14 protein-coding genes and 2 pseudogenes are annotated in these 26,194 nt (G+C 44.4%); 3 read left to right on the forward strand and 13 right to left on the reverse strand.

What is annotated here, in order from left to right:
• Nucleotides 1–119 precede the first annotated feature (119 nt).
• The gene (locus DMB88_RS17580; RefSeq protein WP_128102402.1) at nt 120–890 is read right to left on the reverse strand and encodes an SDR family NAD(P)-dependent oxidoreductase; all 771 of its coding nucleotides are present in this window, start codon (nt 888–890) and stop codon (nt 120–122) included.
• Nucleotides 891–1,074: 184 nt separating this feature from the next.
• Here DMB88_RS17580 and DMB88_RS17585 point away from each other — a divergent pair, with 184 nt between their 5' ends.
• The 3 genes and pseudogenes from DMB88_RS17585 to DMB88_RS17595 all read left to right on the forward strand — a co-directional run bounded on the left by DMB88_RS17585 (nt 1,075) and on the right by DMB88_RS17595 (nt 4,787).
• Complete coding sequence (locus DMB88_RS17585) at nt 1,075–1,674, forward strand: TetR/AcrR family transcriptional regulator (RefSeq protein ID WP_128102403.1); 600 nt, start codon at nt 1,075–1,077, stop codon at nt 1,672–1,674.
• A gap of 269 nt (nt 1,675–1,943) precedes the next feature.
• Entirely contained in the window at nt 1,944–3,668 is a 1,725-nt protein-coding gene (locus DMB88_RS17590; protein WP_128102404.1) for a cellulase family glycosylhydrolase, read from the forward strand.
• Nucleotides 3,669–3,889: 221 nt separating this feature from the next.
• A pseudogene (locus DMB88_RS17595) lies at nt 3,890–4,787 on the forward strand (manganese catalase family protein).
• A 69-nt stretch (nt 4,788–4,856) separates the two neighbouring features.
• Here the strand turns inward: DMB88_RS17595 and DMB88_RS17600 are convergent.
• The 12 genes and pseudogenes from DMB88_RS17600 to DMB88_RS17655 form a co-directional block, all read right to left on the reverse strand.
• On the reverse strand, nt 4,857–6,842 hold the full coding sequence (locus DMB88_RS17600; RefSeq protein ID WP_128102405.1) for a sucrose-specific PTS transporter subunit IIBC: 1,986 nt from the start codon (nt 6,840–6,842) through the stop codon (nt 4,857–4,859).
• 33 nt (nt 6,843–6,875) lie between these two features.
• Nucleotides 6,876–8,351, reverse strand: coding sequence for a glycoside hydrolase family 32 protein (locus tag DMB88_RS17605; protein WP_128102406.1), 1,476 nt, complete (start codon nt 8,349–8,351; stop codon nt 6,876–6,878).
• A gap of 201 nt (nt 8,352–8,552) precedes the next feature.
• Nucleotides 8,553–9,536, reverse strand: a complete 984-nt coding sequence (locus DMB88_RS17610) for a LacI family DNA-binding transcriptional regulator (RefSeq protein ID WP_128102407.1) — start codon at nt 9,534–9,536, stop codon at nt 8,553–8,555.
• 344 nt (nt 9,537–9,880) lie between these two features.
• Nucleotides 9,881–11,553 (reverse strand): annotated as a pseudogene (locus DMB88_RS17615) (ribonuclease J).
• A 217-nt stretch (nt 11,554–11,770) separates the two neighbouring features.
• Nucleotides 11,771–13,042: an L-rhamnose isomerase gene (gene rhaA / locus DMB88_RS17620; RefSeq protein ID WP_128102408.1), complete on the reverse strand. Its 1,272-nt coding sequence runs from the start codon at nt 13,040–13,042 to the stop codon at nt 11,771–11,773.
• Between the two features lie 87 nt (nt 13,043–13,129).
• The gene (locus DMB88_RS17625) at nt 13,130–15,199 is read right to left on the reverse strand and encodes a bifunctional aldolase/short-chain dehydrogenase (protein WP_128102409.1); all 2,070 of its coding nucleotides are present in this window, start codon (nt 15,197–15,199) and stop codon (nt 13,130–13,132) included.
• Between the two features lie 188 nt (nt 15,200–15,387).
• Complete coding sequence (treR, locus tag DMB88_RS17630) at nt 15,388–16,098, reverse strand: trehalose operon repressor (RefSeq protein ID WP_128102410.1); 711 nt, start codon at nt 16,096–16,098, stop codon at nt 15,388–15,390.
• Between the two features lie 146 nt (nt 16,099–16,244).
• The gene (locus DMB88_RS17635; RefSeq protein WP_128102411.1) at nt 16,245–20,159 is read right to left on the reverse strand and encodes a fibronectin type III domain-containing protein; all 3,915 of its coding nucleotides are present in this window, start codon (nt 20,157–20,159) and stop codon (nt 16,245–16,247) included.
• A complete protein-coding gene (locus tag DMB88_RS17640; RefSeq protein WP_128102412.1) occupies nt 20,108–23,743 on the reverse strand; it encodes an OmpL47-type beta-barrel domain-containing protein in 3,636 nt (1,211 codons plus the stop codon). Before DMB88_RS17640 ends, DMB88_RS17635 begins: the two co-directional genes overlap by 52 nt.
• Before the next feature lie 173 nt (nt 23,744–23,916).
• Nucleotides 23,917–24,567 carry a carboxylesterase family protein gene (locus DMB88_RS17645; RefSeq protein WP_128102413.1) on the reverse strand — a complete coding sequence of 217 codons (651 nt, stop codon included), beginning with the start codon at nt 24,565–24,567 and terminating at the stop codon, nt 23,917–23,919.
• Between the two features lie 11 nt (nt 24,568–24,578).
• Nucleotides 24,579–25,601 (reverse strand): SDR family oxidoreductase, encoded by a 1,023-nt coding sequence (locus tag DMB88_RS17650; RefSeq protein WP_128102414.1) that lies wholly within the window; start codon nt 25,599–25,601, stop codon nt 24,579–24,581.
• Nucleotides 25,602–25,696: 95 nt separating this feature from the next.
• Complete coding sequence (locus DMB88_RS17655; RefSeq protein ID WP_164848725.1) at nt 25,697–26,131, reverse strand: cupredoxin domain-containing protein; 435 nt, start codon at nt 26,129–26,131, stop codon at nt 25,697–25,699.
• Nucleotides 26,132–26,194: the final 63 nt, after the last annotated feature.

The raw sequence follows: 26,194 nt of genomic DNA on the forward strand, positions 1-26,194 counted from the left end.
ATCACAATTATGCGGATTGGATAAAACTTTAGCAAGGAATAGAGGAAATGTCAATTTTATTGTAGATTCTTTTTGAAAAATAGTAATAATGAGAGCGGCTTCACACCATGAGTTGCGGCTTAACGTGAGGTGTAACCAGCATCAGCATGTATCGTCGTGCCTGTAACATAAGAAGATGCATCCGATGCCAACCAGAGGCTCGCTTGAGCAATTTCATCAGGTTGTCCAAAACGATTGAGCAAGCTAAGCTGAGGAGCGTATTCCTCTGCAGTAAAGCCGAATTGATCCAATGCCCCACGAAGCATCGGTGTATCAATCGCACCAGGTGCTACGGTATTTACGCGAATGTTGTGTGGTCCATTTTCCATTGCGGCTACCTTCGTCATGCCTACAACTCCATGTTTGGCAGCGACATAAGCAATGTTATTAGGTTGAGGACGGAATCCGCTCACGGAAGAGATATTAATAATTGAGCCACCATGTCCTTGTTTCAACATTTGCTGCAATTCATACTTCATACACAGAGCAGTTCCTGTTAGATCGACGGACATCAAACGATGCCAGTACGCTTCGTCAAACTCTGCGGCTGGTTTATCATCTGGTGTAAGTGCCGCATTGTTGACAGCTACATCGAGTTTACCATAAGTATCAACAGCGAACTTCACCATCGCCTGCACTTCTTCGGATTTAGAAATATCAACTTTGTAAAAAGCAGATTCGCCACCAGACGCTTGAATCGCTTCAGCTACGGCACGTCCCTTTTCTTCGTTGAAATCAGCTACAATCACTTTAGCTTTGGCCTCTGCGAATAGCTTCGCTGTTGCCTCGCCCATGCCCATTGCTGCTCCTGTTACAATGGCTACTTTACCTTCTAGTACCGGAAATGTCATAAGGAATACCTCCAACTTTTTATAAAATTTAAACCATCTCAATTCCCAATATATAAACTATTTCAATCGTCATCAATCCGTAATCCACCGGCATTTGTACGTTACTGTACATATGAGAATGATTTGTACAGTAAGTTGCAGGAATATCGGTATTCGACCATACTGGACTTGAGGTGAACATACGATGACTGATTCTGTAGACAAGCGTATTCTGCGATCCAAAACTGCATTGAAAGAAACGTTTGTGCATTTGTTATTCCAAAAGCCGTTTCAACAACTATCGATATCGGAAATTGTGCGACAAGCTAACTATAACCGAGGAACGTTTTACGCTCATTATGCCACCAAGGATGAACTGTTACATGAAGTCATTCAGGATGTATTGGATGAGTTTATTAGACAAATCCAGTATCCATACCAGTCGATTAGCAAAGTAAATCTGAAAGAAATGCGTACAGATGATATTACGTTATTTACATACTTAAAAGAGCATGCGGCTCTTTATAAATTACTGTTAAGTGACCATGTACAAGTTGATTTTAGATACCAAATCGCGCGAGCTATAGAGAATCTATTTCTATCGGAGTATGAGTACGAACTGGAGGAAGGAACATTAATTGATCCTAAGTGGCTGTACATCTATCGTGCACATGGTGTCGCAGGTCTATTGATTCGCTGGATTGAAGAAGAATTCCCCACATCACCGCAGTACATGAGCACACAGATTGTGGAGCTGATGCTGTTGTCCACTGAAGTTTTTCATGTGAAACGAGATAGATCCTAAGCGTTCTTCATAACGCATACTTACTCCTATTTACAAATATGGCGACTATACCACTAATTTCTACATGAATTTTAACCCAATTATAAGGGTACTTTCATTTTGACAAACATGGTATATTTCAATTCAGAAAACGCTTTCAACCCTTAATTTGGAGGTGGTTCCTTTTTTGGACATTAAGTAATATGTTACTTCTTGAACCCATATACACCGTATTTCGTTGGTTCATTCAGTAGTACGCACTCATTTTCTAGAAAAGGAGATTATGATTAATGACAAAACGTAAATCCGTTCTCTCTCTTACCCTCGTCACGGCGATGATCGTGTCTCTATTCTCTTCGGCCATCGCTTCCGCGGCTACCACAGAGCAGCAAGTTCAGCCTACTGCGACTGCCGCACCTTCAAGCATTCAATCGTATGTTTCAGCGATGGAACCTGGATGGAACCTCGGTAATTCACTGGATGCCATTGGAGCAGATGAGACCGCTTGGGGCAATCCACGCATCACCAAAGAGTTAATTCAGAATATCGCAAACCAAGGCTACAAAAGCATTCGTATCCCTGTGACCTGGCAGGCTCATATTGGAGGAGCACCTAACTACACAATTGATGCCGCTTACATGAATCGAGTACAGGAAGTGGTGAACTGGGCTCTCGATGCCAATCTGTATGTGATGATTAATATTCATCATGATTCGTGGCAGTGGATCAGTTACATGGAGAATGATCGCACCAATGTTCTTGCTCGGTACAATGCAGCTTGGACTCAGATTGCCAATAAGTTCAAGAACAGCTCGAACAAACTGATGTTCGAAAGTGTCAACGAGCCTCGTTTCACTGAAGGTGGAACAACTGATCCCGCAACCTCATACCGTCTACTGGACGAGCTTAATACGTCATTCCATAACATTGTGAGAACATCTGGTGGTAACAATACTACTCGCCCTCTCGTTCTCCCAACGTTACATACAGCTTCTAATCAAGCTGATTTGGATGCCCTAACACAAACTATTTCCAAATTAAATGATCCTAACATTATTGCTACTGTGCACTATTATGGATTCTGGCCGTTCAGTGTAAACATTGCAGGTGTAACCAAATATAACGCTGAGGTTCAAAAGGATATTACGGACACCTTTGACCGCGTCTACAATGCATTTATAGCCAAAGGCATTCCTGTCATTGTTGGTGAATACGGCTTGCTAGGATTTGACCAGCATACAGGTGTTATTCAACAAGGTGAGAAGCTGAAATTTTTCGAATTCATTGGGCAGTACCTTCGTCAAAAGCAAATGACAACCATGTTATGGGATAATGGTCAGCATTTCGGCCGTACGTCCTTCACTTGGTCAGACCAAGATCTCTATAATACGATGAAAGCAGGCTGGACTGGACGTTCTGCAACAGCCGAATCAGATCAAGTTTATCTGAAAAAAGGCGCTGCTATACAAGATAAAACCGTAAAATTGAATTTGAATGGAAATACATTCAACTCTCTTGTTCATGGGAATACAACCCTTGTTAAAGGAACCGATTACACCATTAGCGGTGATGTACTCACCTTGAAATCCAGCTTGTTAACTAGACTTACGACTTCGGGTAATCTTGGTGTTAACGCGAAGCTCACTGCAAAATTCAACAAAGGGGCTAACTGGCATTTCAATCTGATCAAATATGATACACCTAAATTGAGCAATACAACGGGTACTACAAGCTCATTCTCCATTCCAACAACATTCAATGGCAACCAACTTGCCACTATGGAAGCAACCTATGTCAATGGTGGTAATGCAGGACCTCAGAACTGGACATCGTTTAAGGAGTTCTCCTACACCTTCAGCCCTAATTACAATAGTAATGTCATTGAGTTGAAACAAAACTTCTTCAACGAAACCAATGATGGACAAGTCATTCTTAAGTTCCATTTCTGGAGCGGCGATATCATCACCTACAAAATCACGAAAAATGGGAACAGTGTTGTTGGCACAGCTTCCTAGTTTCAATAATGACCTGAATCATTTCAATTAAATAGTTTTCAAGACTGCGTCCTGTCAGAGCACTTCGCTCTAGACAGGGCGTCTGTTTATATTTACACTTGTGTCACTCCTTCCGTAGATGACCTTATCTGGTTTTATTTTTGGATGTTTCCGATAGATCCGAATAACGTACAAGTAGCGACTCATACCTATACTGTAATTTGGTTTGAGGAGGTAACACCATGTTTAAACGTGTCGATCGTTTGGCGATTGAGCTTCCCCTCTCAGGAAGTCCTGATCCCAACGGAGCGAGTGCTGTACAGGAACTACTGGGTGGACGATTCGGGAAATGTCAACGCTCAACAATTATATGTTTCAATCTTTCAATTTTCGAGGAAAAACAAAGCTTCGTGCCTTCTATGATATTGTCGCAAGTATCACCGCTGAAGAATTCGGACATGTTGAATTAGTTGCGAACACGATCAACCTTATGCTAGTGGGTTCTACATCTCCGGGTGACCCAGATTCTACACCTTTACGCATCGGTAAAGATGCACGAATGACCTCCCATTTCATCGAATCTGCCCAAACCGCACTCCCGTATGATTCCATGGGCAGACCTTGGAATGGTTCATATGTTGTAAGCAGTGGCAATCTGATCTTCGATCTTCTACATAACTTTTTTCTGGAGTGTGGTGCACGTACGCACAAAATGAGAGTCTACGAAATGACGGATCATCCTGCAGCTAGAGAAATGACCGGTTATTTGCTTGTCCGCGGAGGCGTACATATCTTGGCTTATGCGAAAGCACTGCAGATCGCCACCGGGTTGACGTGACTAAATTATTTCCAATTCCAAAACTCGACAATAAAGTGTTTGATACCACTCGTAAATGGGAAGCGATGGGTGAACATCGCAGGCTTTATACATTTAGCGATAAGGATTATCAGAACATCGCACAGATCTGGAAAGGTGTGCATCCTATTGATGGAGGCAAATTGGAAGCCTATGCCGGCCTACCTGGTCATAGTGGAAGTATTCCTGATCTGCCTGATCTACCCGAAGAATTCGCTCCAGGCATCTCTGCAGAAGATCTTCTGCTGATTGCTTCAAGGCTAAAACGAGAAGCGGGTCTATAGGCTGAAATATCACCCTAAACATGCAAAAAGGAACCTGATAGACTCATCAGGTTCCTCCTAAACATACCATTATTGTGGCTCAGTGAATTTCACAACCATAATAGCTTCACCATTTGCCTGTACGCTACCCGTCATGGAAGTTTCCACGCGTTCAATCGTTTCATTTCCGTTTGGAATCAATACAGGTGTAATGATCGGTAGGCCAGCATTCTGAATGAATTCCATATCGAATTCAACTAGTAATTGTCCGGCTTTTACCGTTTCCCCACTGTTGACGTGCAGCGTAAAACCTTCACCTTTGAGTCCAACCGTATTAATCCCGATGTGTACAAGCATCTGCACCCCGGTTTCGTGCTCTAGAATGATTGCATGTTTGCTCTTGGTCATAACATGGGCAACCGTGCCATCAAACGGAGCAACTACACGTCCTTCGGACGGCTCAATAGCAATGCCCTCACCCATATGTTTCTCCGAGAACGCCGGATCAGGAACCCGCTCAAGCTCAACCGCAGTGCCCGTTATTGGTGACAAAATGGTTAGCGACTCTACCTTTTGACGGTTGCTTGTGATCTTGTTCGTATGAGCACGTTCTACCTCTGATTGATCTTCTGCTGGATTCGTGCTAACTTCACTGGCACTGCCTGATTGCGCAGTCGTATCGGCCTCCACAATAGGTGCATCCTTATAACCAAAGAACCATGTCAGTGCAAATGCTATAGCCATCGCAGTCAGATTGGACAGAATGTACAGCGGCAGTTGGCTGTTCAGGTACAGCAATGTTCCTGGAATGACAGTGACTGCCATACCTGTACCCTGTAAATGGAACAATGAAGCGATAAATCCACCAACAGCGCCCCCAACAAGACCCATAATGAAAGGTTTCATATAGCGCAGATTCACACCGAAAATAGCTGGTTCTGTAATACCGAGAAACGCAGACAGGGATGAAGGTAGTGCAAGTGCTTTTAACTTCATATTCTTCGTTTTTAATCCTACAGCTAGACAAGCCGCCCCCTGAGCAGCCATGGCGCAGGTAATAATTGCGTTAAACGCATTGAAGCCTGTTTTCTCAAGCAACTGAATCTCCAGAAAGTTGAAGATATGATGTACGCCGGTAACAACGATAATCTGATGAAAGAAACCAATAATGATTCCCGCAATACCAAACGGCAGATCCAATACAGCTGTTGTTCCCTGTAGTACCCATTCTTCTAGGGAGTGGAATACTGGCCCGATAGCAAACAGCCCTAACGTAATCATAACTGTAAGTGTAATAAACGGTGTTAAGATCAAGTCTAACGCCTCAGGCACACGTCTGCGCAGCACCTTCTCGAACTTCGCTCCAATCAATCCCACGAAGAATGCAGGAAGCACGGAGCCTTGATACCCTACCACCGGGATAAATCCAAACATATGCAGCGGTTGTGCTGATCCATCAGCTACTGCGTAGGCATTTGGCAACGCTGGATTAACCAACATTAGACCCAGAACGATACCAAGGACGGGACTTCCGCCGAATACACGGAATGCTGACCATGCCACCAGGGCAGGTAGAAATGCAAACGCAGTGTCTGTCAGAATTTGAGTGAACAGCAGGAAATTAGGTGAAATATCCTCTGGCGTTGCACCAAACAAGGACAAAATTTCATTTTGAGTAAGCAAACCTCGTAGACCCATGAATAGACCTGTCGCGACAAGCACAGGGATAATTGGAACAAAGACGTCACCAAATGTACGGATACCACGTTGAAACGCATTGCCTTCCTTTTTCCCCTGACTCTTCACTTCTTCTTTGGAAGAACCTTCAATGCCGAGCTTCTCGACCTCTTCAAATATACGATTAACTGTACCTGTACCAAAGATGATCTGATACTGACCTGAATTAAAAAAGGCACCCTTGACCTTATCAATATTCTCAATCTGCTTCTGATCGATCTTCTCTTTGTCGTTCACCATAATACGTAATCGTGTCGCACAGTGAGCGAAGGAAGCTATGTTTTCCTTGCCTCCGATAGCCTGAATGACTTCTTCGGCAATTTTTTTGTTCTCCGACATCCTTATTCATTCCTCTCAATAAATCCATATTCTCTAATAATTCCATTTGCTCGCCTTGAACTCGGCCTGGCCACCATCTGCAAAAAAACGAATGCCCATGCTATCTCGGCTTGGGAATATGCGGCTAGTGAAGACCTCTTCTCCATCATTCACGAATATTTCAACTGAAGATGTATCAACGAACATACGAATTTTAATGATATCCCCGGTTAAAGCACAATTTCTGATATTTCCATTGTTCGGATCTAATGTAACACCAGATAAAGAGCGATCCAGCGTCAATTTTTGTTGCAGTCGATCATACTGTACCACGGTTTGCTCATCTTCATTGGTTCGAAACGCAATGCCGAAGCGTTCTGCATCAAAATCTGTAATTTCACATTCTAGTTCATATGCAATGCCTTCGAAACCTGCAAAAGATGAGCTCTCATTATTCAGAGTGACATGTAGCTGTTCACCCGTTTCAGATGCTCGTAGCTTAGCCATTTCCGCAATGGGTCGCTGAATCAACTTGCCATCCCTCAACGTCAATTGCCGTGGAATCGTTAAGCAATGTGCCCATCCACTATCATCTGTGGGATACTCCAGATCAGGAAGTCCCATCCAGCCCACGAGAATACGTCTACCGTCTGGCGCGTTCATCGTCTGCGGTGCGTAAAAATCAAACCCACGGTCTAGCTCCTGGAAAGCACCATGGTCGAACACCCTTGTCTCTAAATCCAGAGCTTCACCAACAAGATACCCTGATTGATAAATGTTATTATATAAGTCACCTTCAGGCTGAATTCCTTGGGGTGAGAAGATTAGAACGCCCTGCTCATCTATTGTCATGTAATCTGGACATTCCCACATATAACCGAAATTCGGGAGTTTCGTTTCGATCTCTCCAAGAAATTCCCAATCCATGAGATCTGCTGAACGATACATTACGGCACATCCCGTTTCATTGGTTCGCTGTGCTCCAATCACGCAGTAATACAGCTTTCCAACTTGCCAGACCTTCGGATCTCTATAATGTTCGGTATATCCTGAAGGTACTGAATCAATTACAGGCAGAGGAACTTTCACCACTGAACCGCTTTCATCCATTATGGCTAAGCATTGATAAGGATGCCTGATCCATTCTTCATCCCTTGAATTACCGGTGTAGAGTAAATGCAGCTTGCCATCTTTTTCGATTGCACTGCCGGAGTAGGCTCCATGTGAATCATATTTCTCCCCCGGGCTTATTCCGATGCCAACATTTTCCCAGTTAACAAGATCTGTTGAACGAGTGTGATACCAGTATTTCATTCCATGCTCGGTTCCGAGAGGGAACCACTGGTAGAACAAGTGATAGTGACCTTCATAATAGGAAAATCCATTAGGGTCATTCAGTAGTCCTGTAATGGGTTGGATATGATACCGCTGTCTCCACGGACACGCAGATATCAATGCTGTAAGCTTATCCATTTCACCTGGTTCTGCTTGTTCTATCCGTCGATAGCGCTGTTCTCTATTCATTTTCATAACCATTCCACCCTTACGTTGTAAATCAAAATGTAGCTACACGCCACAAAAAATGTGCACGAATTATTTTGCAAATAGGAACCGGTTCCAAATCTAACAAAAAAATAATTCCACCTGCGTTTCTCATTCAGTGTCGATTCGATTTACCTGTAAAGACATTCGAATGGAACCGGTTCGATGGAATTATCATAAAGGAACCTTTTATAGTTTGTCAACGCTTTCGCGTGGAATAATTTCAACATCAAGTACAGTCTGCTTCTCCACCACACCACCTTGTACGAGTCGAATGATGTGATCTGCCGCCAATTTCCCCGCTTGTATATAGTGAAATTTCACAGTCGTCAGTGTTGGATGAATCATCTCCGTAATATCATACCCACCGAATCCTGTGACGGACAATTGCTGTGGAATGCGTATTTTGTTGGAGAAGGCGGTTTTCATCACTCCAAGTGCAATGTTATCCGTTGCCCCAACGATGATGGTCGCTTTGCGATCCCGAACAATAGCTTCTGCCGTTACAACCGCTTCTGACATTTTAAAGCTTGTTTCATGATATGTAACCTGACATTCACCACATTCTGCGATAGCCCGTTTGAAACCTTGCTTACGATGAATACCTACTGCCTGATCTCTCTCCGTAACTCCCAAATACACAATGTTACGATGTCCTTGCTGAACGATGTATTTCCCCATCTCATACCCTGCTTGATCATCATTATGAACTAAACTATGGATATTCGGATGTTGTTGACCAACTAATAGAACTGGGATGCCAATCTCTTCAATAGCTTTAAGATGTGCTTCGGTTACTTCCGCGGCAAGAAGAATAATACCTGATACTTTCTGTCTAGCAAAATCATATATGCCATCAATCTCTCGTTTCATGTCCTGGCTTGTATTCGCAATTAACATCTGGTACTGATTATTGCGCAGTTCTTCATCGATCCCGATTAGGGTCTGTGACGTTGCAAACGAATCAAGCCTTGGCACAACTGTTCCAATGATGCTTGTTTTCTTCGCCTTCAAACTCTGTGCAAACGTATTGGGGACATAGTTATATTGTTTGATGATCTGCTCAATCTTCTGCCTGGTGTTCTCGCTTACCGACCCTCCGTTTAGGAACCGGGAGACGGTACTCTTCGCAACACCCGCCATCTGAGCAATATCAGAAATGGTTTTGTTCATATTTACCCCTTTGATTTCATTAAAATGTAAAGTAATATCTGTTCATATTATACTTCGAAGCTTCGCGTATGGCGAATCTGTTCTACATTGTTAAACTTAAGCGTATAACACTTCGCTCTCCTATGACAGAATGTCCTTTAAAATTTGGCTTTTTAGAACATCCATGTCAACAGATTAAACACCAAAAAAACCAATCCATGTGAATGCATACTTTTGTATGACTCACATCAATCGGGCGGTTCTTTACGAACAATATTCAGATGGGATACCGCTCGCGCATCCTTCGTAATCAAAAGCGGACTTTTTGAACAACCTCTTATCGTTTTGTGAGTGTTGTTTACTTCCTATACTTCAATAATGATGGGAAGGATCATTGGTCTGCGTTTGGTCTGAGCATAGATGTAATGACCGATCTCGTCTTTAAGCTTTCGTTTGATCACATTCCACTGATTCACACCGGCTCCGGTTAATTCCTCCATTTTCCGAAGAACCAGCTCATGAATCTCATGCATAAACTCCTCCGAATCCTTCACAAAAACAAATCCTCGGGAAATGATCTCAGGTGAGGTAATCATATTTTTGTCGGTTTTGCTTACTGTCGTCACAATGACCAGCATTCCGTCCGAAGATAGTTGTCTCCTGTCTCGCAGCACAATGTTCCCAACATCCCCCATAATAAGGCCATCCACAAGGCTATTGCCCGAAGCAATCTTAGGACCGCGTGAAGCAACACCATCCTTGTACTGAATCATTTCCCCATTATTAACGATAAATACATGATCATTCTCAATCCCTACGGATTCTGCGAGTAAACGATGCTGGTATAACATACGGAACTCCCCATGGATCGGAATTAAATAATCAGGTTTCATCAGTGTTAGCATGAGCTTGAGCTCTTCCTGACTACCATGTCCGGATACATGCATGCCTGAAGCGCCGCTTGATCCATAGATCACTCGTGCTCCGAGAACATACAGATTATCAATCACATGGGCAAGATCTCTTTCATTACCAGGAATCGCTCCAGCCGCAATGATTACGGTGTCTCCTGCCGCAACTCTCACATGAGGATGCTTACCTGCTGCAAGTCTAGATAGTGCCGCCATCGGTTCGCCTTGACTACCTGTACATAACACAACAACTTGCTCAGGAGGGAATTGATCCGAGTCAATCGCTTCAATTAACAATCCATCAGGAACATGTAGATATCCTAGCTCGCTCGCTACAGACACAACATTAACCATACTTCTGCCTAATAGCGCAAGTTTGCGACCCGTTTCAAATGCTGCATTTACAATTTGCTGAACCCGGCTCACATTGGAAGCAAACGTAGAAATAAAAATCTTTTGCTTCGCACGGATAAACGCATCCAAGATATGGTCACCAACGACACGTTCAGAGGGGTGAACCCTGGACGTTCGGCATTGGTACTTTCAGATAACAATATATTCACGCCTTGTTTACCAATCTCGCTCATTCGATGTAAATCCGGGTAAGGTCCGTTTACTGGTGACATATCAAACTTGAAATCCCCTGTATGGACGACGTTACCTCCTGCTGTCTGAAAGAAAATACCGAGGCAATCCGGGATACTGTGACTTGTTGCAAAAAAGGAAACATCAATCTGCCCAAGCTTGATACTTGAATGTGCATCGATCGTATGCATATCTGTGTTGCGAAAAAGCCCATGTTCCTTAAGCTTTAACTCGATTAACCCTCGGGTCAATCGGGATGCATACACGGGTATATTCAATTGTTTTAATAGATAGGGTATGCCTCCAATATGGTCTTCATGTCCATGTGTAACGACCAGCCCTCTAACCTTATCCAGATGCTCTAATAAATACGATACATCCGGAATGATCAGATCAATGCCTAACAATGTCTCATCCGGAAATTTAGAACCACAATCAATTACGATGATATCCTGATCGTACTGTATGATATACATGTTCTTGCCAATTTCATTCACGCCGCCGAGGGCTGCAATATATAACTTGTTATGCGCAAGGTTCAAATCAACAGATCCTCCTTTTCAAAGACTGGGGTTGTGGAACACGAAATAACGAACGCATTGCCTTCTTCCTATTATGGAAGTTCTCACTTCTCTTATACATGGAGTACTGAATTGTGTACCCCATTAAACATAGAAAAGAGCCCCTGATGAACATTCAAGTTCAACAAAGGCTCTTTCAAATCTAACTAATTAACTAATACTAATCATCGCAAACGAACTACACAAGCAAGGTTTGACGTTGAAGCAATACGTTTTGCTCATAGTTTTTGATCTCAGTAATCCATTGTTCACGCACCGGTACACCTTGCTGAGCACAGTAATAATCCCAGATAGCGCCAAATGGATAAGACTTGAATTCTTCTGTTAATGCCAGACGCAGGGTGTAATCCCCTTTAAGTTCGGCATCCTTCAACGCTTCAATCGGTTCTAACATCGCACGGAGCAATGCTTTTATCGTATTCCGTGTTCCAACCACCCATGCGGCCACTCGATTGATACTTGCATCGAAGAAATCGAGACCAATATGTGTAGTAGATAACAGATCATGACGCACAAGTTCACGTGCAATCTCAAGCAGCTCATCATCCATAATTACGACGTGATCACTGTCCCAGCGCATAGGGCGGCTTACATGAAGCAGTATACCACTCGTGAATAGAGCTAATGAAGACAATTTATTAGAGATGACTTCCGTTGGATGAAAATGCCCTGCATCCAGACAGATTAATGTATCATTTTGCAAGCCATACCCCATGTAAAATTCATGTGAACCTACCACATAAGCCTCAGAACCTAGACCGAATAATTTGCTCTCGACTGCATCCAGATTATGCTTCGGATCAAGCTCCTCAGCAAAAACCTCATCCAGAGCGTCTTTCAACCGTTTGCGTGGAGTCAACCGATCTACCGGGTTATCCTTGAATCCATCAGGAACCCATACATTGGTCACACAGGTCTGACCTAGCTGTTCTCCGAAATAGGCTCCGATGCGACGGGAAGCTTTGCAATGATCAATCCAGAACTTGCGAATTTCCGGATCAGGGTGACTCAGCGTGAATCCATCACTGGATTTTTCATGCGAGAAGCATGTTGGATTAAAGTCTAAACCGAGCCCTTGTTCCTTCGCCCACGTAACCCAATTCTCATAGTGTTTCGGCTCAATTTGATCCAATTCAACACGTTCATCCGTGTCTGCATAGATTGCATGCAAATTCACTTTATGTTTACCAGGAATGAGGGCAAAAGCTTGCTCCAGATCTGACCGAAGTTCAGTTGGTGTCGTTGCAGCTCCAGGGTATTGACCTGTAACGGAAATTCCACCTGTAAGCTCCCCTTCTTGATTCAAGAAACCTTTAACGTCATCTCCTTGCCAGCAGTGCACAGAAACCTTGATCTCAGCAAGCTTTTTTAGAACTTCATCCGTATCAATTCCGTGCTGCGCATATAGAGACTTGGCCGCTTCGTACGCTTGTTTGACTTGATTATCCATCAAGAACCCTCCCTATTACTATATACTATTATTCCTAATTCTGAAGGTATGCCCGTAATTCAATATGAAGCTTTGAGACAAACTCTATTAACGTGTGAACGCTGCTGGAACACCGCCATCAATGGTCATCATGCATCCCGTTGTTTTTTCCGACTTGGAAGAAGCGAAGAAAGCAATGCCTTCTGCGATATCTCTTGGATAGATATTAACAAGTAGCGTGGTACGTTTACGGTAATACTCTTCTAATTGATCCGGTTCGATGCCGTATGCTGCCGCACGCTCATTTCTCCAAGAACCGTTCCAGATCGCCGAACCTTGCAGAATAGCATCTGGTAGAATCGTGTTTACACGAATGCCATACTCTCCGCCTTCAGCCGCAATGCAACGAGCAAGATGAGCTTCAAGTGCTTTAGCAGAACTGTATGCGGATGCACTTTTTCCAGCATATACCGAGTTTTTGGAGCCGATGAAGACCATGCTGCCCCCGATTCCTTGTTGTTTCATCAGCTTGAAGGCTTCACGCGCAACGAGGAAGTAACCTGTACCCAGTACGTTCATGTTCAAGTTCCATTCCTTCAAGGATGTCTCGTCAAATGGGCTAGAAGTCGCTAACCCTGCATTGTTCACGATGATGTCCACGCCGCCATATTGTATGGCAACTTCGGCATATGCCGCTTGAACAGCCGCTTCATCGGTTACATCCATTTTAAGTGCATAAGCACGATTGGCGCCATATTGATCATTAATCTCCTGTGCGACCTTCTGTGCACCTTCAAGATTCAGATCAGCGAGGACAACATGTGCTCCTTCAGATACCAATCTACGCGCTGTTTCACTTCCGATGCCTCCAGCGCCTCCTGTAATGAAAGCAACTTTACGAGAGAACTCCGTCTCCGCTGGTGCAAGAGAAAGCTTGTATAGCTCAAGTGGCCAGTATTCCACATTGTAAGACTCATTGGCACTAAGCGATACGAATTGTCCGAGACTGGTTGCCCCACGCATCACGGCAATGGCTCTATGGTACAACGCTCCACTGACCTGGGAAAGCGCCCAGCTCTTACCTGTGTTAATCATACCTACGCCTGGAATCAAAATAACCCGTGGTGCAGCTTCGAACATCACATCGCCTTCATTTTTGTTGCTTTCAAAATATTGTTGATATTGCTCTTTATACGCTGCTACGCCATCAACCAGCTTCGCTTGAAGTCCTTCAATATCGTCTGCATCAGGTGTCCAATCAATAAACAATGGTACCACTTTGGTATGTACCAAATGATCCGGGCACGCTGCTCCAACTTGGGATAGTTGCGGTGAGTCAGCTCCACCTACGAAAGCAAGAACGTCATCTTGATCGTCAAAGGACAAAATCATTTTTTTGCTATCTGATACCGCTCCTCGAATCGTTGGCATCACACGAGATACGATCTCACGACGAACCTCAACTGCAAGTGCCGGATGCTTCACGCCGCCAAACAGGCTTGCCTCGTCTACCCTTGCTTCAATGAAAGCTTCCGCTTCGTTGATGATTTTGATTGTCTGTGCATAACACTCTTCTGACGTCTCTCCCCAAGTAACCAATCCATGCTTCTCCATGAGTACAAGCTCTGCATTGGGATTGGCGAATACGCTTTCAGCAATCATTTTAGATAATGTAAAACCAGGACGCACATACGGTACCCATACGAAGCGGTCTCCGTAAATTTCTCTTGCTAATTCTTTTCCGTTATCTGCACAACACAAACTAATTATGGCATCTGGGTGTGTATGGTCAACATGTTTATATGGAAGGAACGCATGTAAGAGTGTCTCAATGGAAGCACGTGGGTGTTTGGAATCAATCATGCAATGCCCCAAATACTCAACCATCTCTTCATCTGTCATGGATTCCCGTTCAATTAATGGACGAATGTCCTCAAGTGCAAGTCCTGTAAAATGCTTCGCTTGCATGGAGCCCAAGTCAGAGCCGCTACCTTTAACATACATAACTTCGATCTCACGACCACGGAAATCGTGTACTGTTGTTTTGGTCGATGTGTTCCCGCCGAAAATATTGCACACACTGCGATCGGCACCAATCAGATTGGAGCGGTAAACCAATTGATCTAGTCCTGTTGTTTTCTCTGAAGCCTGCGCTGAATTCCATAAACTCTGTACCATTCGTTTCCCTCCGATAATGTTTGTTTTATTCCTAATCAGAGTTTAACATCTTTGTTTTGTTTTGAAAACAAAAAGATTTTAAATATAAACGGAAATATTCAAAAACACTTAGAAGTGATGACAAAAAAGCACCCATCCACATCCAAAGATGTGAACAGGTACTCTTTAGTTTTAGACTTCAACCCAACTTATCGACGTCGGGCAAAATCAACAAATTTAAACTTATCGGGACGATGTCTAGATTCCGTGTACTGGAACGGGCTGGCATCCTCAAGGTACACTTGGCTCCTCACCACAACAACGTTATGAAATCCATCCAGATCAAGCCATTTCCGATCCTCTTCCGTAGGCTCTTCAACCAATATCTCTTTCTTGGCAAACGAAATGGCGAGGCCCAGCTCTCCTTCAATATACTCGTAGATCGAATTATTGCAGATTTCCTTGTTAAGCCCCGGAACAAGCTTCTGGCTAATATAATCCTTATCCAGAATGACATGCTCCCCGTCTACATTACGCACACGTACAATTTCCCAGACCTTCTCGTTCAGCGCAAAGTTAATCTGCTTGAATAAGTTCTGATCCACTTCTCGCTCTTCGAACACGTTAACATATGTCTTCGCACGGTGACCCATTTTTTGGGCTAGTTCTTTGAAGCTTACAAGACCAGAAATAGGAAAGTCAATTTTGCGAATGTCCAATACAATGGAACCTTTGCCTTGAATCTTCTGGATGTATCCTTCTTCATATAACATTTTCAATGCTTTGCGGATGGTCTCTCTGGACGTTTGATATTGCTCAGTCAGATCCAGCTCAGATGGAAGCAGTGTTCCTGCCTCGATTTCCCCTGTCCGAATATCTGCTGCGATATCCTCATAGATCCGAATAAATTTATTATTCATTAGTCATCACCACTGTTCATTACCCTTATTATTGACTTATATAGCATCTCATTATAGCATGAGCGTTTTCGATAGCAAAGGTAATGAAGGGTTATGCACTGAAGCTCTTCACGCGCTGCCTCATATTCTTTGTCCCAGTGACATGGTTAAGACAAATCTCGATTCATTTCCAGCGTACTTATTAGCTTCTGCAATCGATAAATTAATGCAGCAGCTTCAGCTCTGTTCAGATGCTGCAAAGGACGGAAGCTTCCATCTTCATAACCTGTAAGCAAATATAGTTCAGCGAGCTCCTTCACTTCCTCCGTTGCCCAGTGGGATACATTGACTTGATCTGTGAAGGCAATCCGACCTGATTTTGACTTGGAATTCGGTTCCGAGTTCAGTGCGCGAACTACATTGGCAATGATCTTCGATGCTTGTTCACGGGTCACAAGTGCATGGGGCGCAAATTTCCCGTTACCCATCCCATGAACCATATCATGTCTGATTGCAGCTTCAATCTCAGGGGCAAACCAATCTTCTACGTTTACATCCTCAAAAGCGTGATCATATTGGGCTGACGTATCCAGCTTCAATAAACGAACAAGAAGTGCCGTGAATTCTGCCCGTGTGATTGGACGCCGAGGTTCAAACCGTGTTTCACTTACACCTTGAATGATGTTTTGTTCAGCAAGCAATGTAATCTGTTCCTTGTTGAATGTATGATCGATGTCTACAAATTTTAATTCCTTTTTGATAGGCAGTGGTGTTTGCTTGTCCTGTTCCGGATTCTTATCCTTGTCTGCTTCTATAACAACCGATGCTGAATTATCCGACTTGTCGGATGAAATCCCGGAAGCACTTCCGTCACCTACGTTTGAAGATGGATACGCTAATGTCGTGACAGATGCGATCTGTCGTTCGCTTCGTTCTCCAGCCTCATTTTCAGTCCAGACTTGTACTTCATAATGCTGTCCACCTGTAAGTCCCGTCCAAGTATAGCTTCGCTCTTTCCCGCGATAAATTTCCCGCCCGTTATACTCAACAACAATCATCTCATTACGGGAATCCAAATTCCATCTAAGTACGATATCACTCGTCCCTCGGGCTACAGCTGAAACCGTAAATTTGTCTGAAGGCAACGTTTCGAATTCTGGCACAGTAATCTGCGAACCATCTCCCGCCTCATTATAAGGAATGATTGCAAAATTGTTATAACGCTCAGCCGTATTCAGCCCTGATAGATGCACGGACGTTTCGGTTGTTGTTGCAAGAAGTTCCCCATCTTGATAGATTCGATATCCAGATGCACCCGGAACGATCTCCCATAGGATATCTGCACCATGCTGTGTACGATCCTGCACGATCGGCTGAGTTGTTGGATCGCCCGGCAAAGTGACAGCATTCAGTTGATAGGCAGCTTCACTCACCCCGGATTCGTTCAACGTGCGGATCGTGTAACTATAGTGACTTCCAGGCTCCAGAATCTGGTCCTCATAAAATAACGCATCTATAGCTACTCGGCTGATTTCTTCGCCATCCCTTTCAATAATGAACTGATCGGCTCCTTGTACATGGCTGTGATCAAACAATAGACGAATGCTATCCTTCGTTGAACGATAAGCAACTTCCGGTGGTGCATCCGGCTTCGTCAGAAGATCATACGATAGCTTCGCCGAAGCATCGCCTTGCTCATTTTCCGTGTACAGTTCAACGATATACTTCGTCCCAGCATCTAGTTGATCCATCACCAGCTCCTTCTGCTTGCCTCGATGAACCTCAATTCCATCTAACAACACCACAAATATTTCGTTCGAATACGGAAATTCCCATATCATACTAGCCTGTGTTGTCTCTGGACTCAATTTCATTTCAATCGATTCCACATGGGGCTTGGTATAAAACGGTGAAACGACAATTGGACTCCCCTCACCAGTCGCATTGTATGGAACGATCTGAACGTCAGTATATGGTGCAGCGCTCGTAAGATGTGTAAGTTTGAACTCGGTTATCTCATGATCATCTATTGTGGAGATCATTTGATCTCCAATACGAATGATATACCCCTCTGCACCTTGCACTTTATCCCAAATAAGTACAGTCTCCGTCTGGCTAACCTCTTGTGGTAACACTGGATCCAGCGTCGTAGCAGGCAGCATTTGTATTCCTACGTCAAATCCCGATTCACTATCCCCTGATGCATTGGAGGTTCTAATCGTATAGGTGTACTTCTCTCCTGGTGTTAGACCACTATCCTCATGCGATGCTGTACCTGCCGGTACTCTCCCTACCTCAATACCATCACGCAAAATGATTAACTGGCTCGCCCCTTCAGTAGAGCTACCTGTTAGATCAAGGACTACCGATTCATCGGTAATATCTGAGACCGTTACCGTCTGTGGAGAAAGTGGCTTGGTTAACACTTCAATCTGAACAGCTTCTGAACGTTGTCCATCCTCATTCAATGCGACAAGCTCAAGTGTGTAAGCTGTTCCACTCTCCAGATTGACGAGCTGCGCCAGAGATTCAGTCACCGTTTGTATCTCACCTGTAACCTTGTTTCGAATCTCATAAGCAGTTGCCCCCTGCACCGGCTCCCATTTCAAGCCCATCTCATGGGTGCCATTATTTTTCGTAATAGCCGTGCCACGAATGGGTTCTGTTTGCGTCGTTACCGAATAGTTAAGTGCTTTCCCTTCACCACTACCGTTAAATGCACGAAGCGAATAGACATATTTAGTACCCGGAGATAAATGCTTATCCTCGAAAGCAGTTTTGTCAGATTCGATTCGTGCAATAACCTGTCCATCACGTTCAAGGATATATCCATCTGCTCCTCGTACCTCTGATGTGGTCCAATCTAAATGCAACCCGGTTGTGTTCACATCGAGTGTTTTCATTTCATGCGGCTGGGCAGGTAAAGTCAGAATGGGCACGTCTACCTTTTCGGAGCTAGTTCCTTGTCTATTCAGGGCTCTCAGCGTATAGGCATACTGCGTTCCTTCCATTAATCCTGGTAAGATCACCCGAGTTTCTCGTCCACGATATATCTCTTGTCCCCCACGTTCAATCACATATTCAGATGCTCCCTCAACTACCGACCATGTTACTTCTGCCTGATGTGCTTCAGGTGTAATTACAAGATTGTCGGGCTGAGTAGGTTGGGATAGATGAATAAGCTGTGCGGACTCTCCCGCGCCTGATTCGTTGACCGCCTGCACTTCTAACACATATTCCATCCCAGGAAGTAGATTCGCTGCAATGTATTCAGGTTCAGAGGTTCTACCCACCTCAGTTCCATTCACACTCACAATATAGTTGTTAGCCGTATCTACTGGCTCCCACTTCATAGCTATACTCGTCTCATCTGTACGTGTAACCGTAAGTCCCTCGGGTCTGCTTGGTAGAGTTAGCAGTTCTCCCACGGCATCTGCACCATATCCAGCAGCATTTCCCGCCCCTACCTGATAGGTATAGTGCTTGCTTGCCTGAAGGTGACGTAATGTCAGATGTGTATCGGATATCTCGTAGCTCTGACCATCGATTGTTACTCGATATTTGGTCGCCCCAGATACAGCATCCCAGCTTACAACCGCACCTGTCTCTGTTAGTTGATCCGCACTTAGTCCTGAAGGAACTTCAGGAAGTGTTGTGCCTGTAATAGAAGTCGACACTCCCTGCCCACTGATATTCACTGCCTGCACTTGCAGTTCATAATTCATTCCAGCCACAAGTCCTGTCACAACCCATTCCTCTGTTCCAGAAGGAGCTGTATCCTGCTTAACTCCATTTACATAGATCGCATAATGATCCGCGCCTCTAACACCATCCCAACTCATACGTAAACTGCTGGTTGTCGAATCGCTAATTCTTAACGCCGTAACTGCGTCAGGTAACGTCATTAATGTGCGAGTTGTTGATGCTGGTCCCTGTCCAGTTTCATTCTCCGCTACTAACTCGTAACTGTACGCCGTGCCGCTCTCCAACCTCTTGTCTTCATATTCCGTCTCTGTTCCTTCGTAGACGTTTATTCCTTCACGGAGAGCAGATAAGATGTAGCAGAAAGAACGTTGTCCCAAGTTAGAGATATCTCATGCTCTCGAATCTGTACAGCAGTTAATTCGCCAGGTACTCCAGGTAAAGTAAGGAATCCTATCCCGCTACTTCGCCCAGCACCCGTTCCATTACTAGCCGTGACCGAAATGGTATGCATTGTACCTGGGATGAGATTGGTTAGGTAAGGAACATGGCTTGGATCAGAAACGGACTGATCATATACAAGTTGACCATCTGCAGTTTCAGCAGTAACACGGTAAGCCGATGCGCCCTCCACAGGTTCGAAGGAGAGCTCAGCCATGTCTGGCTGGGACTCCACCTTGCGAATTTGCACAGATTGAGGCGCTGCCGGAAGTGTCAATACCTGCACTAATACCGCTTCGCTCGTCCCTGTATGATTTCGGGCTACCACCTCATACTCATACGTATGACCTCCACTTAGACCCGTATCGACGAAGGTATGTCTTGGATAATCCAATGTCCACGACTGACCTGTCGTTTTATTATGAATGTTATAATGATATCCGTCCGTGTAGGAATCTCCCGTGGGTAGATCGATGGTAAGTTCCGTTGACGTTTCGCCAACTTGTGTCATAGTTACCTTTTTGGGTCTCACCGGTTTACGCTGAATCTGATATGGTGCTGATACGGTCTGATATGTATTTCCTGCATGGTCAGTTGCTCTGACATGGATATACCAGATGCCTTCTGAAGTCAATTCAACAGTCTGTTCATCTGAAATAGCCTCGAACCAGTCCTCTGGTGGTGCTTCACTGCCCGTTATTTTATATAATCGTTTTGACTCATCTATGCCTGAATCAGCATCTTCAAACCGGATCGTCGTCGTAATATCAGTGTCTGTCCATTGTTGTCCATTAGGTGAAAATGTAACGCTAGGAGCTGCCTGATCAATGTACACCTCACGTGTGCTGACTTTACCAACGTTACCCACAGCGTCTATCGCTCGGGCTCTTAAGGTTGTGATTCCATTGGTACTTATGACACCGCGATCTCCAGTAATAAATGACTCCCCGTCAAGGCTGTACTCATACGTAATGTCTTGTTTGTCTATGCTACCTCCAAGCGTAAATTCTACGGGATTCTTGCTCCATCCGGATTGTGCTAATGTGATTGTTGGGTCCGTCGGAGCAGTCTTATCTATTCGAATGGTTGAATTCGCTATACGGCTCACATTACCGACGAGATCCAATGAACGCGCATATACCGTTGTCTCTCCTTCATGAGAAACTGTAACTTCACCAATGTAGTCGATCCATGGCCCCTGTTCGTTTAATCGATACTGAGTTTTGCTTAGCCTACTTCCGTAATCCTCTCCACTAGTTATCACTATCGTAACATCATGGTTCGTCCAGTTCTCTTCACTTAAAACAATCTTGGGTTCCTCCGGCCCTGTCTTGTCAATCCTCACATTGGACGATGATAGGGAACTAATATTGGAAGCATAGTCTACACTACGCGCTTGAATTTCGGTAATGCCTTCTATATCTATCGTAAAAGGTTCCTTATAAGAAATCCATTCTCCTTCATCACCTAACCTATACTCCGTGACAGCAACACCACTTGCTTCATCTCTGCCTTCCGTCAAAGTTACCGTTACTCCGGACTTCGTCCACCCTGGAGGGTTTAAAGAAATTACTGGCGCTGTTGGAGCAGTACGATCGACTCTTGCCCACACCGATGTCTCCTGTCCGATATTACCGAAAGTGTCGATGCTTCTTGCTGTAATGACCGTCTTTCCTTCAAAAGAAACCGTAAAAGGCTCGCTATAATCTCGCCAATCTTCCCCTATACCAACCTTCACCTGCGTCTTCAAAATACCACTTAACTCGTCGCTTCCTGGTGTAATCGTAATCTGAACATCTTCCTTAGTCCACGAAGAAGGATGAGCAACAACCGTTGGAGCTGTTGGCCCCGTCGTATCCTTCATGATCTGTCCTGCAGACTGAGAGGCTGTCTGGATACCTGCGCCGTTAATGGCGGCAACGAAAACCTCATATCTACCATCGGCTAGCCCTGTCAATGTAAGGTCTGCTCGGGTGTTCGTCGTCTCACCTGTTACAAGCACTTGCCCACTTGATGTGCGAATTTCAGTTTTGTATTTCGTCCCGGCAGGATTACCATTCGAACCCCAGCTAGCTATAACGGAGTTTCCAGATTGCGCTACACTAGCATCCGCTGGAATATTAGCATGAGTGAATACAGTAGATGGGCTTGAAAAACCTGTGTAGGTACCGCTTGAATTTTTGGCACGTACTGCAAATGAATAATTCGTATTCGGTGTCAGTCCTGTGATCTGCCGACTATGTAGTGAACCTGTGTCGTAGCTCTGATTGGTTGTTAGATTCTTCAGTTCGTATGTAACTGATGAGTCATTCGCTTTTTTGTCCCAGCTTGCAAGTAGACTATTGTTGTTAACAGAGGTAAACGTCGGTGTCCCGGGAACGACGAAACTCCGAACCGTAAAATGTACCGTTCCTGCTGAAGACACTCCTCCTTTGTCATCCATAACCCATACCTGCAACGTGTGTGTCCCATCGCTCAGTGTATTAGGCAAAGTATACGTTGTATTAAAACTCTGATTAGCTCCCGTAGCTCGGATCTGTGTCAACGTATTCTCTTCTCCTCCGTCTATCGACCATTTGACCGTCAACAGATCTCCAACATCGGTATCTCGGGTTGTACCAACAATCTGAAGCTGTTCTCCCTTATAATATGTCTGACCCGTTGAAGGTGCAGTCAAGGCAAACGAAGGTGGGGCATTCTTGGGACCAATGCCTACAATCGTTGAAAATTTGCGAGACGTTTGATTAGCTACTGCCTTACCATCCCACCAGAATTGTGCAGCTGTATCACTCGCCGTTACAGTCTGTCCTGGAACAAACGTCGAAGGGTGCTGACCTCCTGTGAGCCGGGCACTATCTGGACTGCTGTATTGACCCATGTAGATTCGATCTGCATCCACCACATTGTACGTATTGGCATAAAAAGCCGTGACCTGTACGCCTCCACTATAATTGCGCCAACCGTTCTCAATCACCTCAAACGGCGAGGCATCATTACCATTCACCATCGTATCCCAATAGAACGTGCCTCCGAGATTCATCGCTGAACCACTGCGATTGACGGCTTCCAGTTCAACTTTCATATAGCCTCCTTGAGAGGTCGCATTTACGATGGATACTCGCAAAATATACTCCACGTTATCCTTTTGCCTTGACATCTCGATCACATTGTTGTGGATTCGATAATAGTTGAGCGGCAAGGATTTGAAATTAATGGCTGTGCCATTATGGTCAATAATAGTGGATACATTGCCTGTATCACCACCATAAAACACATTGGTATTAGGCAGTAATACTATTCTGTATTTGCCCTCACTATTCATCTCCACCTTCACTTTGGAGGACTGAACTGCCTTCATGCTTGCAGTATCCGATACTACACCGATCGTCTCCACAGCTTCAGCCATCACAGCAGTTGAACCAATCTCATACATCAAGGCATGAGGAGATAATAAAGCAAATGCAAGCACAACTTTGGTAAGCTGTTCAGCTTGTTTCTTCACACGTTTATTCGATTTAGCCAAGCGTCTGCTCTCCTTTGGGTACACCAAAAAAAGGAGGCACCCCAACAAAGGACTAAGTCCTCTGCTGGGGTGCCTCCCCTAACCAGTGTCATTTTTTCTTGATTATAACGATTCACTTAACGAATGTAAATACTTAATCACGGTGTAGCTATATCAAATCTAACTAGATTGAACTATAGAGAATGTTGAAGAAACCACTTATACAGATCAGGATTATTGTATGTTTCAGTCCAAGCATCGTGATCACCCTCAGGGTAGACGGTAAGTTTAACATCCGCGTTCAAAGCAAGGAGTGCATCCACAATTCCTTGTGATTCCGAGAGCGGTACCACATCATCCTTAGCACCATGAAAAGCCCAGATAGGTAATCGTTGTAATGCAACTGCCTTGGCTGGATTACAACCTCCACAGATTGGTACTGCAGCCGCAAAAACGCCCGGATAGTCAGCAGGTAGATGCCATGCACCATATCCTCCCATACTTAAACCAGTTAGGTATACCCGTTTGGGATCGGCCGCATAATTGGCCAGTACATATTCCACAATGGCTATAACGGCTTCTTTCTCATTGGCCCAGAATTCGTCCTCTGGACATTGAGGTGAGATAACGATAAATGGGAATTCTTCATCCTGTTCTACGATCTGAGGAAGACCATGCTGCCGAAGCTGGTTCAAATCCGTTCCACGTTCACCGGAACCATGGAGAAATAGAATGACGGGCCAAAGGTCGTTTGTTTCTGTAACCGTTTTGGGAACATGAAGTAAATAATCCATCGTTACAGTCTTCTTAATTTCTTTGATCAATCGATGACTATCCTGAGTCATGTCTCCCCCCCTCACAATTCATTTCTAATCTTAAGTAAAGCTTCGTCCAGCACACCAACGACCTTGTCACACCATGCATCGAACTCTGGATCTTCTTTTTGAAGCTCAGGATGGGCAAGAATATGCTCAACAGTGTCTCTAATGCCTTGATCCGCGCGCGTTGTTGCTACGAACTCCGGCACCAGCCTTTTGAGCTTGCTATTATCAAATACAACGGTATTTGCCTTGTCGCCAAGTAATCCTCCTCGCAGATCCTGATCACTGCAGCCAGCCAGGAACTCGGAGGATACGTGTACGGCATGAAGCTTAACGCCAAGCGCACTCGCAATGATCTCATAGATCTGATTCCACGTGACGGATTCGTCCGACGTAATATGTACGGATTCTCCGATCGCATGGATGTTGCCCATCAGACCGATGAAGCCTTTTGCAAAATCGCTATTGTGCGTTATGGTCCACAGTGACGTGCCGTCACCATGAATAATGACCGGTTTATTATCAAGCATACGCTTAAGCACCTGCCAGCTACCTTGCGCACCATGAACACCTAAAGGTACGGATTGCTCGTTATACGTATGACTTGGACGTACAATCGTTATCGGAAATCCTTGCTCCCGATATTGCTTTAATAGATATTCCTCACAAGCAATCTTGTTGCGAGAATATTCCCAATACGGATTGGATAATGGCGTGCCTTCCGTAATTCGATAATCTGCAAGCGGGGTCTGATATGCTGATGCAGAGCTAATAAATATAAATTGTTTGGTTTTGTCCTTGAACAGCCGATAATTTCGCTCCAACTGTGCGGGTACAAATGCAATAAAGTCTGCCACCACATCGAAATTCAGATCGGCAATCAGCTCTGCTACTCGTGCTTCGTCATTGATATCCGCTTGCAATACCTTCACTTCCGCAGGAAGATTGGCATTTCGATTCCCTCGATTGATGAGATATAGCTCCCAGCCCTGCTCGGCAAGTTGAGTTGTTATGGCTGTACTGATTGTTCCTGTGCCTCCAATAAATAGCGCTTTCATATTTGCACCTCCAGATGGAATATATGACTCTACCATGATATCATGCATGCAAAAGAGGAGCAAAGATTCGGTTACCCCAACCCTGCTCCTTCATTTTAGACAACTTTGATTTTTCCATAAATCATATACATACCGCAATGGATTTGGTATTCACCTGGTTTTAAATCAGGATCGACCGTGTAGTAATTATCACCCTTTTGCATGTATAGATCCATGCCAAGATCACTGGACAACAATGACTTAACATGCGTAACTTGCCGAGTAAGAATAAAATTAATTTTGGTAGGAACCCCCGCCTTTACTTCAATGACATCTGGGCCAAAACCATCGTTACTTACACTCACATCAATAACTTCAAATCCCTGCAGATCTTCTGCTGTCTCGGCTTTAGCTGCATTCGCGGCTTTGGCGCTTTCCGAACCTGGGGACATATCTTTACCCATAAAAAACACTAGAAACGAACCAAGTAAAACAACTACAGCAAGACCCAACGTTAACATTGGCCAAGCTTTACGGATCCAACTATTCATATCAACGCTCCTCTTTCCATCATTCATTGCTCAAGCACACGTTTTAAGCATACCTGATTCATC

It is taken from the genome of Paenibacillus sp. DCT19, from assembly GCF_003268635.1.
Classification (GTDB): Bacteria; Bacillota; Bacilli; order Paenibacillales; family Paenibacillaceae; genus Paenibacillus.